General features: G+C 69.5%; 11 protein-coding genes. 6 read left to right on the top strand and 5 right to left on the bottom strand.

Going from position 1 to position 12,233, the window contains the following annotated elements; translation table 11 throughout:
* The first annotated feature begins 1 nt into the window (after position 1).
* Positions 2 to 1,609 (top strand): serine/threonine-protein kinase, encoded by a 1,608-nt coding sequence (locus ACW14X_RS11110; protein ID WP_457165633.1) that lies wholly within the window; start codon positions 2 to 4, stop codon positions 1,607 to 1,609.
* Between the two features lie 82 nt (positions 1,610 to 1,691).
* A complete protein-coding gene (locus ACW14X_RS11105; protein WP_457165632.1) occupies positions 1,692 to 3,749 on the top strand; it encodes a protein kinase domain-containing protein in 2,058 nt (685 codons plus the stop codon).
* A gap of 9 nt (positions 3,750 to 3,758) precedes the next feature.
* Here the strand turns inward: ACW14X_RS11105 and ACW14X_RS11100 are convergent, their stop codons facing one another.
* Positions 3,759 to 4,580 (bottom strand): metal-dependent hydrolase, encoded by an 822-nt coding sequence (locus tag ACW14X_RS11100; protein ID WP_457165631.1) that lies wholly within the window; start codon positions 4,578 to 4,580, stop codon positions 3,759 to 3,761.
* A gap of 189 nt (positions 4,581 to 4,769) precedes the next feature.
* Here ACW14X_RS11100 and ACW14X_RS11095 point away from each other — a divergent pair, with 189 nt between their 5' ends.
* From ACW14X_RS11095 to ACW14X_RS11080, 4 genes are all read left to right on the top strand, one after another.
* Positions 4,770 to 5,072, top strand: a complete 303-nt coding sequence (locus ACW14X_RS11095; RefSeq protein WP_160025468.1) for a hypothetical protein — start codon at positions 4,770 to 4,772, stop codon at positions 5,070 to 5,072.
* 55 nt (positions 5,073 to 5,127) lie between these two features.
* A complete protein-coding gene (locus tag ACW14X_RS11090; RefSeq protein WP_160025467.1) occupies positions 5,128 to 5,592 on the top strand; it encodes a glutathione peroxidase in 465 nt (154 codons plus the stop codon).
* Between the two features lie 111 nt (positions 5,593 to 5,703).
* The gene (locus ACW14X_RS11085) at positions 5,704 to 6,177 is read left to right on the top strand and encodes a MarR family winged helix-turn-helix transcriptional regulator (protein WP_160025466.1); all 474 of its coding nucleotides are present in this window, start codon (positions 5,704 to 5,706) and stop codon (positions 6,175 to 6,177) included.
* A gap of 69 nt (positions 6,178 to 6,246) precedes the next feature.
* Complete coding sequence (locus ACW14X_RS11080) at positions 6,247 to 7,467, top strand: MFS transporter (protein ID WP_457165630.1); 1,221 nt, start codon at positions 6,247 to 6,249, stop codon at positions 7,465 to 7,467.
* Between the two features lie 31 nt (positions 7,468 to 7,498).
* On the opposite strand, the gene ACW14X_RS11075 is transcribed toward ACW14X_RS11080, so the two are convergent.
* From ACW14X_RS11075 to ACW14X_RS11060, 4 genes are all read right to left on the bottom strand, one after another.
* Positions 7,499 to 9,334 carry a CocE/NonD family hydrolase gene (locus tag ACW14X_RS11075; RefSeq protein ID WP_457165629.1) on the bottom strand — a complete coding sequence of 612 codons (1,836 nt, stop codon included), beginning with the start codon at positions 9,332 to 9,334 and terminating at the stop codon, positions 7,499 to 7,501.
* 92 nt (positions 9,335 to 9,426) lie between these two features.
* Positions 9,427 to 10,077 carry a CoA transferase subunit B gene (locus ACW14X_RS11070; protein WP_160025463.1) on the bottom strand — a complete coding sequence of 217 codons (651 nt, stop codon included), beginning with the start codon at positions 10,075 to 10,077 and terminating at the stop codon, positions 9,427 to 9,429.
* Between the two features lie 3 nt (positions 10,078 to 10,080).
* Complete coding sequence (locus ACW14X_RS11065) at positions 10,081 to 10,869, bottom strand: CoA transferase subunit A (RefSeq protein ID WP_160025462.1); 789 nt, start codon at positions 10,867 to 10,869, stop codon at positions 10,081 to 10,083.
* Positions 10,870 to 10,918: 49 nt separating this feature from the next.
* Entirely contained in the window at positions 10,919 to 12,145 is a 1,227-nt protein-coding gene (locus ACW14X_RS11060) for an acetyl-CoA C-acetyltransferase (protein WP_457165628.1), read from the bottom strand.
* Between the last annotated feature and the right edge of the window lie 88 nt (positions 12,146 to 12,233).

Here is a 12,233-nt window from a genome sequence, read left to right as displayed (position 1 = left end):
CATGCGTATCCGTCCCCCACGCGCCGGTCGCCAGCATTTGAACCATCTGACCGGACAGGGCGGACCCGCTCTGTCCGGTCGGAATCTCGCCGGCCGGCTTGTCGAGCAGCACCCGTTCGCCCCTGAAGAGGCCTCGAGCATCGTCGCGCAGGTCGCGCGCCTCCTCGCCTCGGGCCACGCCGCCGGGCAGGTGCACGGAGACATCAGACCCGGCACCATCGGGTACGCTCCCGACGGCCGGATCGCGCTGCTCGGTGCGCCGGCGCCCCGAGGCGGGGAGGGCCTGCCGTACATGTCCCCCGAGCAGATCGACCGCAAGCGGATCGGGCCGGCGAGCGACGTCTACTCCCTCGGTGCGGTGTTCTTCGAGCTGCTCGCCGGGCGCCCGCCGTACGCGGGGCTCGTGCCCGAGCGGGTCGGCACGCTGGTGACCGTGCCCGGCCACCTCGATGGCATCGCGACCGCCATGCTCGACCCGGATCCTGCCAAGCGGCCCCGAGCCGACGAGGTGGCCACGGTGCTCGAGAGCGGCGTCGCTCCGCCGCCGAAGCGGATCGTACGTCCGCCCGACATCAGAGGGCCGCGCCTCTCGCCCACGCTCCTGGGTGTGCTGATGGTCCTGGTCCTGCCGGGGTTGGTCTTCGGTGGCTGGGGCACGCTGCGGACCGGCGACACGATGTCGAACGTCGGCAGCGCCGCGCCGCTGGCCAACATCCTGCCGACCAGCTTCCAGCTCGCCTTCGATCTCTCGATCGAGCGCGACGCGCTGCGGACCGATGCGGCGCTGACCGAGGACTTCCTCCAGATCACCGACCGGTCCATCGAGGCCTGGACCGCCGAGGTCGAGAAGCTGGACACCGCCGGCGATCCGGGTCTGCGGCGGCGTACGGAGAGGTCGGCCGCCGCCCTCGAGCGGCTCTCCGACATCCGCGCCGCCGCCCGGGCGGGGAACAGGGCCGGCAAGCTGGTGGCCGTCGAGCTGTACACGAGCGCGGTCAACGGGCTCTTCGACCTCGCCGCCGAGCTGCCTTCGTTCCGGGACGAGGAGCTGGCCAAGCAGGCCCGGAACCTGGAGCTGATCGGATCCGTCTCGGAGGTGCTCGGATTCGAGCGGAGGATCATGGCGAACGCCTTGCGGAACGAGCGGATCAGCGACCAGGGCATCTCCGACCTCAGCGCGGCCCAGGACTCCTGGGCGACCCACTCGGAGTCGATCTACACGCGCGCTGACGCGGCGACACGGCAGCGGCTCGACAGGATCTCGGGCCGGTCCTTCGAGTTCGGGTCCTACGCGGTCTCATCCCAGCGTGCCGTCATCCGGGTGCTCAACGCCCGTGACGTCGAGGACGTCGTCAGGCAGCTGGAGGACAGCGCCGACGGGAGGCCCGTGGAACAGCTCTGGCTGGCCGATGCCGCCAGCTACGTCCAGGACCTCAAGGAGGTGGTCGTCGACGCCGCCAGCCGGCTCGCCGACGACGTCGAGCGCGAGCACAGGGACGCCCAGAACCAGACGATCGCCTGGGGAGTCTTCACCGGCATCGTGCTGGCGGTGCTCGCCGGGCTCGGGGTCGCGCTGCTCCGTGCACGAGGGCGATCAGTTGATGCGTAAACCGGCGACGATAGCAAAGATCGGCGGATTTCATCGGTGCGTACACGAGACGCACGGGGTGTGAGTCCGACAACATATGCGCATGCGAACGCGCCCCCCGATCGCAGGCCGGTACCGCCTGCACCGACTGCTTGGCCGCGGCGGGATGGGCGAGGTCTGGCAGGCGGCCGACATCAGGCTCGAACGCTGGGTCGCCGTGAAGGTCGTGGAGACCTCCGCCGACCCCAAGGTGACCGAGCGCTTCCGGCGTGAGGCGCTCTCGACGACGGCGGCCAGCCACCCCGGCACGGTGCAGGTGCACGACGTCGGCGTCGAGCAGACCGAGTACGGCAGCATCGTCTACCTCGTCATGGAGCTGCTTCCCGGCCCGACGCTGGCCGACCGCCTGGAGAAGCAGGGGCGGTTCACCGTCGAGGAGGCGAGCGAGGCGATGGTCCAGGTCGCGCGTACGCTCACCGCGGTCCACTCCTCCGGGATCATCCATCGCGACATCAAGCCGTCCAACCTCGTCTACGACGGCGACGGCCGGATCCGGGTGCTCGACTTCGGCATCGCCCAGCTGGCCAGCCACCAGGCCGAGCGGCTCACCTCGACCCGCCACGTGATGGGGAGCCTGCCCTACATCTCGCCCGAGCAGGCCGCCGACAACGTGGTCGGCCCGCCGAGCGACATCTACGCGCTCGGCTGCGTGTACTTCGAGCTGCTCACCGGACGCGCCCCGTACGCCGGCTCCGAGCCGGTCTCGATGATCTACCAGCACGTGACCGCGCCGGTCCCGCACGTCAACGACGTCGTCACCGTGCCTTCCCATGTCGACGAGTTCGTGGCGTCGATGATGGACAAGGACCCCTCCCGGCGGCCCACCGCGGGCGAGGTCGTCGGCTTCGCGCGCCGGCCCGAGGTCGTGCCCCCGGTTCCGGTCGGCAGCCGCGAGCTGCCGGCCGGGCTCAAGCCCCTGGTGCTCTCGTCGTCCGCGTCCTCGGGATCCTCGGGTTCCTCAGCCGCCTCGGTCCCGTCGGTCACGGCGGTCGCCGGCGTGGTCGAGTCGGCGCAGCGTACGCCTCGGTCCCATGCCGCCCCGAAGCCGAGGTTCCTCCGCACCCGGGTGCTCGCCGTGCTGCTGGTCCCGGTGCTGATCGCCCTGGTCCTCGGCGGGCTGACCTTCGCCGATGCGCTCGAGGAGCGTGCCGTCTCCAGCCGGGCGGTGACGATCGCCGGAGCGCTCCCGGAGAGCTACGAGCTCGGGATGGACCTCATCTTCGAGCGGGACGCGCTCAGCTCCGACCAGGTCCCGGACGCGGTCCGGCAGGCCTATCGCCAGGTGACCGACGACTCGATCGAGGCATGGCACGACGACATCACCAAGGTCGACCTCGCCGACACCCCGAGCCTGCGGGAGCGCGTCGAGCGCACCTACACCGTCCTCAAGAGCATCGACGCCTACCGCACCGACCTCGAGGAAGGCGACAAGGCGAGCACGGAGGCTGCGGTCGCCGCCTACACCGACACCGCCTACGAGCTGCTCGACTTCGCGACCGAGATGCCCAACATTCGCAACGAGAAGATCTACAAGCAGGTCACGAACCTGAAGTACGTCAGGTCTGCCTCCGAGTCGCTGGGGATCGAGCGCGCGGTGATGGTGCCCGCGCTCATGACCGGGAAGATCGACGAGGAGTCGATGGAGGCGATGAGCGAGGCACGTACGTCCTGGCAGCTCACCTCGCGCTCCTTCTACGGCGACGCCCCGAAGGCCACCCAGAAGGCGCTGGACAAGATCTCGGACGGCACCTTCGCCGACGGATCCCGTGGCCTGGTGTCGCAGAACGCCGTCATCCAGGTCATCAACGACGGCTCCCTCGCCGGCGCGGTCCGGGACCTGGAGTCCAACGCCCCGGGACGGCCCGCCGCGCAGGTCTGGACCGAGGACATGACCCGCTTCATCCAGCTCCTCAAGGACACCATCGTGGCGATGACGCTGATCGTCTCCGACGATGTCGCCGAGGAGCACCGCGGCATCCAGACCAAGGTCGTCCTGAGCGGGGTGCTCGCCGTCGCCGCGCTCCTCGCCGCGATCGCGCTGCTGGCCGGGATGTTCCTCGTCCGCCCGCTCCGCGGGCGCCGGCGCTCCGTCGAGAGCTGAGGTCGTCGGTCAGACGAGGGTGCTGAGGTTCGAGACCAGGACTTCCCAGCGGCTCTCGACGTCGAAGCCCATCTGGCTCAGCAGCGCCCAGCCGAAGCCGACGACGGCGTACAGGCTGATCGGGGTCATCACGACCCACTCCCGGATGGAGCCGGCGTCGCCGAGGATCGGGAGGGCGAAGTGGCCGCCCCGGGTCCACATGTTGTCGAACGGCAGCCACTTGTTGCGCCGGACCCACCGCGGCGGTTTCGGCGCGATCGGCCAGAACAGCGGGATCCCCATCGTGGTCACGAAGTCGCCGATCAGGTGCACGACGCAGCCGAGCGCGACGGAGAAAGGCATCCACCACCACTCCTCGGGCGCGAAGATCGCGATCACCGCCGCCAGAGCAACCGCCGGGATCCATGGCCAGTGGACGCCCTTGCGGGTGAGCTTCAGCGCGTCCATGGCGAAGGCGACCAGAAGGACGCACATGATCCCCGGGCCGATCAGGATGCTGCCGAAACGTTCGGTCTCGAGCGAGAGCTTCCCCGCGCCCCAGGCGAGTCCGGTGAAGGCGAGTACGCCGAGGATCGAGTGGGTGCCGTTGCGGTGGCCGCCGGAGACCTGCCCGACGATCTTGGTCAAGCCCTCGGAGACCGGCGGCAGCGAGTGGGCGATCGTGCCGTTGTGGTGGTCCGCGTCCGGAAGCAGCGCGGCGCCGGCGCACACCAGGGTGCCGGTCATCACGCCTATGTCCGAGACGCCCGGGTACCACCCGAACGCGATCGGTGCCGACGATGTCACTGCGATCCACGCGGCAGCCCCAGAGGCCGCGTGATGCCCGCCCATCATGTGAAGTTGTGTCCCTCTCCAGTGTTCCCCCGCTGCATGACCGCGGACGAACGTACCGGTCCTCGGGCCGCTTCGTGCGCGCCGGGGTGGTGTGTCTGATGACGAGATTCGAATCACTGTTCGAGGGCTGATCCGAGGAGTGAAAGGGGTGCGGTCGGGGCGGCAACCTGAATAGGATGCGCGGTCATGACGACTCCCGGCACCCACGGCAGTGCCCGCCGTGCGCCGTGGACGTTCGAGACCAGTCGGTGTGCCGCGACGGTGACTGCCGAGGCGATCGAGTTCCGGTTCATGGTCACCGCGCCCGACGGCTCGCTCAGCGAGATGCTCCTCTCGGTGGGCCGGCACGACATGCCGACGCTGCTCGAGGAGATCGCCTTCGAGATGCCCGAGGCTCTGGAATGGATGTCGGCCGCGATCATGACGGTCGCGCGTGACCGTCGCCTGGCCGAGGAGGCCTCGTCGGTTCCGCACCAGCGCGGGGCATAACCTCGGGCGGAGCAAGGTTGTCCCCCTGCACCGCAACTCGATCGAGGAGAGACCTGTGACCACCACGTACGACTTCGAAGCGACCGCCGCTGACGGCAGCACCGTCTCGCTCAGCGATTACAAGGGCAAGCTGCTGCTGATCGTCAACGTAGCCAGCAAGTGTGGTCTGACGCCGCAGTACGAGGGCCTGGAGGCGCTCTACCGGGCCACCAAGGACTCCGGCCTCGAGGTCATCGGGTTCCCGTGCAACCAGTTCATGGGTCAGGAGCCCGGCACCGACGACGAGATCCAGGAGTTCTGCAAGACGACGTACGACGTGACGTTCCCGGTCCTCTCCAAGGTCGATGTCAACGGGGAGAACTCTGCTCCGCTCTACGAGTTCCTGCGTGCCGAGGCGCCGGGCGACATCCAGTGGAACTTCACCAAGTTCCTCATCGGTCGCGAGGGCGAGGTCGTCAAGCGCTACGAGCCGCAGGTGACGCCCGAGGAGATCCAGGCGGACCTCGCCCAGTATCTCTGAGGCGATGCCGGACGGCGCTCGATCCCGATGTCTGCGGGGTCGGGCGCCGTTTGGGTTAGATAGTTGGTCAGAAGATAGTTCGGTATCGGATGATTCGTTAAGATCTAGTTCATGACCGGACCGCGTATCGACCTGCTGTTCCTGCTCAACCAGTCCGCGCACGCCTTCGCGGCTCAGGTCGGCGAGGCGTTGGCCGACCTGGAGCTCTCGGTGCGGGAGTACTGCGTGCTGATGAAGGCCGCTGAGGGGGAGTACACCCAGAACGCCGTCGCCGAGATGGCGATGCTGGACAAGACCACGATGGTCACCACCCTCGACAACCTCGAGCGCCGCGGCCTGGCCGAGCGACGGGTCTCGACCACCGACCGCCGTGCCCGCATCGTCGCACTCACGCCGGCTGGCGTGAAGGCGCTCGAGGAGGCCTCGAAGGCCTACAACGCGACCGTCGCCAAGGCGCTCGAGGGTCTGGCGCCGAGCGAGGGCGAGGCGTTCATCGAGGCGCTGCAGCACCTCGTCGAGGGGCCGTGGGCGACGCCGTCGCACACGATGACGCTGCGGCGTCGCGCGCCTGCCTCGTCCCGCTAGGGATGGGTTTACAACTGAATATCCCGAAATAGATTGTTTCATAACAAACAATCTTCTATGGTCGTATCTATGACGACCAAGACAGTCGCGCTCGCGACCCTCGCAGCCACTCAGCTGATGGTGATCCTCGACGGCACGGTCGTGACCGTCGCCCTTCCCGCAATCCGCGACGACCTGGGCTTCGGCGACGCCTCGCTGTCCTGGGTGGTCAACGGCTTCCTGCTCGCCTTCGCGCTCGTCCTGCTCCCCGCGGGCCGGGCCGGCGACGCGTTCGGCACCCGCCCGGTCTTCCTCGCCGGGCTGAGCATCTTCACGCTCGCCTCGGCATGGTGCGGCATCGCCTGGGACCCGATCTCCCTGGTCCTCGCGCGATTCGTCCAAGGCCTCGGCGGCGGCATCGCCTCGGCCGTGGTGCTCGGCATGATCGCCGGCCTCTACGCCGAGCCCCGCGAGCGCCTCCGTGCCTTCGCCGTGCTCGCCTTCGTCGGCTCGATCGGTGCGTCGGTGGGGACGGTCCTGGGTGGCGTACTCACCGACGTCGCCTCCTGGCGCTGGGCCTTCCTGATCAACGTGCCGTTCGGCATCGTCGCCCTGATCGTCGCGCTCCGCGCGGTGGAGGGTACGCTGCCGACCGGCGCCAAGGGTGGCCTGCTCCCGCGCGGCCTGTTCGCCCAGCGTAGGTTCGCGCTCGGGAACCTGATCCTGCTGACCCTGACGTTCGGCGGGTTCACGTTCCAGTTCGTCACGACGCTCTACCTGCAGGACACGCTCGGGTTCGGCGCGCTCTCGACCGGCCTGGCGTTCCTTCCGGTCAGCGTGGTGATCGCCGTCGCCAGCCTCGGCTTCAGCGCCACGCTGGCCGAACGGTTCGGGTCCGAGCGCGTCCTGCTCGTCGGCGTGCTCGCCTTCGTCGCAGGCATGGTCTACCTCGTCCGCCTCCCCGGAGCGGGCGGCTTCGCCCTGGACGTTCTCCCCGGCGCGGTCGTGATGGGCCTCGGCTTCGGCCTCGCGATGCCGCAGGTGACGGCGTTGGCTATGGGCGCGCTGGCGCCGGAGCATGCCGGGATCGGGTCGGGCCTGACCACGACCACCCAGCAGCTCGGTGGGTTCCTCGGCACTCTGATCGCCGCCGGCCTGGTCACGACCGTCGGCTACGGCGCCGCCTACGCCTCGGCCGCGATCGCGTTGGCCACCGGCGCGGCGATCGCGGCGTACCTGCTGATGGACGCGGCACGCGCCCGGGATCCGAAGGTCTCCGAGCGCGTGCCGGACGAAGCCGCCAGTCTCTGACGTCTCGACGCCAGAAACTGACCCCTCGGCGCTACCTCCGGACCGGGAGGACCAGCGTCGAGGGGTTCGTCTTCGTGTGGTGGACCGTGACCACGCCGGCGATGCCGCGGACGAGCTGCTTCACGTTGGGCAGCAGGTGGGGGACGTCGTAGGAGTGGACGGTGACCCGGAGGCGGTGGCCCTTCTCGATCACCGCGCCGGTGGGGAAGACCTCGACGGGCACGCGATAGATCGTCCCGGGCCTGACCGCCTGCTCGGCCTCACGGGTGAAGGGATGCCAGGGCTGGACGACCTGACCGTTCAGCGTCCGCGACCTCGACGCGGTGACGGCACGGTGGCGCAGGGTCTGCCAGCCGCCGGTGATGCGGTCGACGGACCCGTCGGGCGCGACGTCCTCGACCGAGACCGAGATCAGGCCGTCGGTGCCGGTCGTGGAGACGGACAGGTCGGCGTTGAGCGGGCCGGAGAAGGCCAGGTCCGACGTCGCCGGAGCGGTCTCGTAGGAGACGCCGAGCGCGTCGTTGATCCGGTTGTCGGTCTCGCACCCGGGGATCGCGAGGGCGCCGGCGGTCCACTGCGCGGTGCTGCGCGAGCACAGCCCCTGCACCGGCAGCGGCACGATGGTGTCGCCGCCGATGGGCTTCAGTGCCGACCCGAGGGCGTACGTCTTCGCGCGGACCTCGCTCCCGAGCCACGACTGCATCGTGCGCCACTTCCCGGACCCGATCTCGTGGTAGGTCACCGGCGCGACGTCGCGGTCGAGGGTGGCGTCGGGCAGGCCCTTGAGGTGGGTGTCGAACCACCGCAGGGCCATCTCGCCGATGCTGTTGATCCCGCTGCCCTCCAGGCCGGCGCCGGTGGCCGCCTCGGCGTGCGTCCACGGTCCGATGAGCAGCTTGGTGTCCACGCCGTTCTTCTGCATCCGGTCGAAGAGCATCGGCGTGCCGCGCTGGAAGATGTCGTACTGCCCGGCCGTCACGAACGTCGGTACGTCGATCTCGTCGACCACGCTCAGCGGTGACCGCTTCCGGTAGAAGGGTCCGTCGTAGCCGGCGTCGCTGCCGAGGACCGCGCTGACGAGCATCGGTACCTGGAACCCGAGCGCACCGCCGACGTGCTGCAGCAGCGTGGTCAACGTGGCGTCGGGGCGGGTCTGGTTGACGGCCGGCGGCACCAGTCCGGCGCCCGTGACCAGCCCGAACCACAGCGGGATGAACCCGGCGTCGATCTGGCCGCCGGAGGCGACGACGTCGCGGTAGACGTCGCCGGCGGGCACGATCGGGAACATCGCCTTCGGTCCGCGCGGGTGCTGAGCGGCGGTGAAGAACTGGTTGATCGCCATGTAGGACGCGCCCCACAGGCCGAGCTCGCCGTTGCTCCACGGGCGCTTCTTCGAGGTCGCCCAGTTGGCGACCTCGAGGCCGTCCCGCTGCTCACGGTCGCCGAACGCGTCCCACTGGCCGGCGGAGGAGCCGGTGCCGCGTACGTCGGTCTGGACCCAGACGTAGCCGCGCTCGACGAAGTAGTCGCCGCCGCCCCCGCCGGAGACGTTCTTGTTGTAGGGGTTCTGGGTCAGGATCACCGGGAACCGTCCCGCCGCCGGCGTCCCGTCCGCCTTTGCTGGACGGTGGACGTCGGCGCGGAGCACCACCCCGTCGGACATCGTCAGCTGGATGTCCTTCTCGACCACCACGCCGTACGTCGCCGAACGAGGCTTCCACGCCCCGGCCCGCGCCTGGGGTGCCTGAGCCGCCACCGTCGCGACAGAGGCAGCAGAGGCGGCGGCGGACGCGGAGTGCGCCGGTGGCAGAAAGGTCGTGACCAGAGCCAGGAACGGTACGAGGAATGCCAGTCTGCCGAGTTTCACGACTCACTCCAGGGGTGTGTTGGATATCACACCTCGAACGACGGAGTGCAAACGCGAGTTACGTAGCAGGTCTCGGGTTTTGAATAGTGAGACTAAGCAGTCACGGCGACGGTCTTGTCGACGACCGGCGCGCCCGTGGCCGCCACGACCTCGTCGTACGTCACCCCGGGAGCGAGCTCGACGAGCTCGAACGCTGCGCCCGCCACATCGAGAACACCGAGATCCGTGATGACCCGCTTCACGATCCCGCGACCGGTCAGCGGCAGGTCGCAGGCCGAGAGCAGCTTGGGCGCACCCTTCTTGGTGACGTGCTCCATCAGCACGATCACCCGCCCGGCGCCGGAGACGAGGTCCATCGCGCCGCCCATGCCCTTGACCATCTGGCCGGGCACCATCCAGTTGGCGATGTCACCGTTGGTCGAGACCTGCATCGCGCCCAGGACGGCGACGTCGATGTGGCCGCCGCGGATCATCGCGAACGAGGTCGCCGAGTCGAAGTAGGAAGCCCCCGCGAGCACGGTCACGGTCTGCTTGCCCGCGTTGATCAGGTCGGGGTCGACCTCGTCCTCGTAGGGGAACGGGCCGACGCCGAGGATGCCGTTCTCGGCGTGCAGCACGACCGTCGAGGTCTCCGGGATGTAGTCGGGGATCAGCGTCGGCAGGCCGATCCCGAGGTTGACGTAGTCGCCGTCCTGCAGCTCCTGCGCGGCGCGTGCGGCCATCTGGTTGCGGTCCCAAGCCATGACTCAGGCCTCCTGGTTCGTGGTCGGGCGCTCGCCGCGCGTCGTACGCTTCTCGATGTCCTTGCGCGCTGCCTGCTCGGGCGTCAGCGCGACGATCCGCTTCACGAAGATCCCCGGAAGGTGGACGTCGGCCGGGGCGATCTCCCCGACCTCGACGACCTCCTCGGCCTCGACGACGGTCACGCGACCGGCCATCGCGGCCGGCACGTTGAAGTTGCGCGTGGAGGCGTTGAACTGGGCGTTTCCGGCGCGGTCGACGCGGGTCGCGCGGACCAGCGCGAAGTCGGTGATGATGCCCTCCTCGAGCACCATCTGCTTGCCGTGGAACTCTCTGACCTCCTTCGGCTCGGAGGCCTCGGCGATCGTCCCGTCGGGGTTGTAGCGGTAGGGCAGGCCGCCGTCGGAGACCATCGTGCCGACGCCGGTCGGGGTGTAGAAGGCGCCGATCCCGCTGCCGCCCGCGCGCATCCGCTCCGCGAGCGTGCCCTGCGGGGTGAGCTCGAGGGTGATCTCGCCGGCCAGGTACTGGCGCCCGAACTCCTTGTTCTCGCCGATGTAGCTCGCGATCACCCGGGAGATGCGGTGGTCGTCGAGCAGCAGCCCGAGCCCGGCGCCGTCGACGCCACAGTTGTTGGAGACCACCATCAGGTCGTCCGCACCCTGCTCGCGCAGCGCCTCGATCAGGAACCACGGGATTCCCACCAGCCCGAAGCCGCCCACGGCCAGGCTGGCCCCGCTGTGAATGTCGGCGACCGCCTCCGCGGCCGACCCGACCACCTTGTCCAGACCCATGTCTTCTCTGCTCTCTCGAAAGATCTCGTACGTCGCTCTACTGACTGCTTCAGCGCACAGACTCGAACACCGCCGCCAGCCCCTGCCCGCCACCGATGCACATCGTCTCCAGGACGTACCGGGCCTCGCGCCGCTGCGCCTCGTAGGCGGCGGTGGCGAGGATGCGGGCGCCGGTGGCGCCGATCGGGTGGCCGAGCGAGATGCCCGAGCCGTTGGGGTTGAGCCGCTCGTCGGTGGCGTCGATCTTCCACTCGCGCAGGACGGCGAGGACCTGGGCGGCGAAGGCCTCGTTGAGCTCGATCAGGTCGATCTCGTCGAGGGTGAGCCCGGCCCGATCGAGTGCGGCGCGGCTGGAGAGGACGGGGCCGATGCCCATCCGCTCGGGCTCGCAGCCGGTGACGGCCCACGACTTGAGGGCCAGCAGGGGAGTCAGGCCGCGCCTCTCGGCCTCGGCGCGCGTGGTCACGATGCACATGGCGGCGCCGTCGTTCTGGCCGGAGGCGTTGCCGGCGGTGACGGTCGACTCCTCGTCGACCTTCAGCCGGATCGGGCGCAGCGAGGAGAGCTTCTCCAGGGAGATGTCGGCACGCGGGTGCTCGTCGCGGTCGACGACGACGTCGGGCTTGCGGCGGCCGCCGGGGACGGTCACCGGAACGAGCTCGTCGGCGAACTTGCCGGCCTCGTGGGCGGCGACGGCACGCTGGTTGGAGCGCAGCGCGAGCTCGTCCTGCTCCTCGCGCCCGATGCCGTAGTCACGGCGCAGGTTCTCGGCGGTCTCGATCATCCCGCCGGGGAGCGGGTGGTCCTTGCCGCCGGCGGTCTCGCGAGCCCGGTCGAGGCGGTCGAGCAGCTCGATGCCGCCCTGCTTCACCCCGCCGCGCAGCCCGAGCGCGTAGTGCTCGACGTTGGACATCGACTCCGCACCACCGGCCACGACGAGGTTCGCGGCCCCGGTGGCGACCGAGCCCGCGGCGTACAGGATCGCCTGCAGGCCCGAACCGCAGCGGCGGTCGATCTGGAGGCCGGGGACGCCGTTGCCGAGCCCGGCGTCGAGGGCCGCGATGCGGCCGATGGCGGGGTTCTCGCCGCTCGCGTAGCCGTTGCCGAGGATGACGTCGTCGACGTCGCCCTCCTGGAGGCCGGTGCGCGCGACCAGCTCGCGCAGGACCGTCGTGGCGAGGTCGGTCGCGGTCAGCGGCGCCAGGGCGCCGAGGAACCGGCCGACCGGGGTGCGGAGGGGCTCGCAGATGACGATGTCGTTGGCGAAGCTGCTCATGCCGTCGACGGTACGCGCGCAGTCATGACTTGAGAAGTATTCATTTGGCGTCGATTGACACGTCTGAAGTCTTGATTGACTGTCCGAC

The sequence above is a fragment of the Nocardioides sp. YJ-D4 genome (assembly GCF_054031495.1).
This window is presented reverse-complemented; position numbering and strand designations above follow the sequence as displayed.

Bases quoted from the DNA above. Each gene is read 5' to 3' on its own strand.
- ACW14X_RS11110 (WP_457165633.1), top strand. From the start codon at position 2: ATGCGTATCCGTCCCCCACGCGCCGGTCGCCAGCATTTGAACCATCTG.
- ACW14X_RS11105 (WP_457165632.1), top strand. From the start codon at position 1,692: ATGCGAACGCGCCCCCCGATCGCAGGCCGGTACCGCCTGCACCGACTG.
- ACW14X_RS11100 (WP_457165631.1), bottom strand. From the start codon at position 4,580: ATGGGCGGGCATCACGCGGCCTCTGGGGCTGCCGCGTGGATCGCAGTG.
- ACW14X_RS11095 (WP_160025468.1), top strand. From the start codon at position 4,770: ATGACGACTCCCGGCACCCACGGCAGTGCCCGCCGTGCGCCGTGGACG.
- ACW14X_RS11085 (WP_160025466.1), top strand. From the start codon at position 5,704: ATGACCGGACCGCGTATCGACCTGCTGTTCCTGCTCAACCAGTCCGCG.
- ACW14X_RS11080 (WP_457165630.1), top strand. From the start codon at position 6,247: ATGACGACCAAGACAGTCGCGCTCGCGACCCTCGCAGCCACTCAGCTG.
- ACW14X_RS11070 (WP_160025463.1), bottom strand. From the start codon at position 10,077: ATGGCTTGGGACCGCAACCAGATGGCCGCACGCGCCGCGCAGGAGCTG.
- ACW14X_RS11065 (WP_160025462.1), bottom strand. From the start codon at position 10,869: ATGGGTCTGGACAAGGTGGTCGGGTCGGCCGCGGAGGCGGTCGCCGAC.
- ACW14X_RS11060 (WP_457165628.1), bottom strand. From the start codon at position 12,145: ATGAGCAGCTTCGCCAACGACATCGTCATCTGCGAGCCCCTCCGCACC.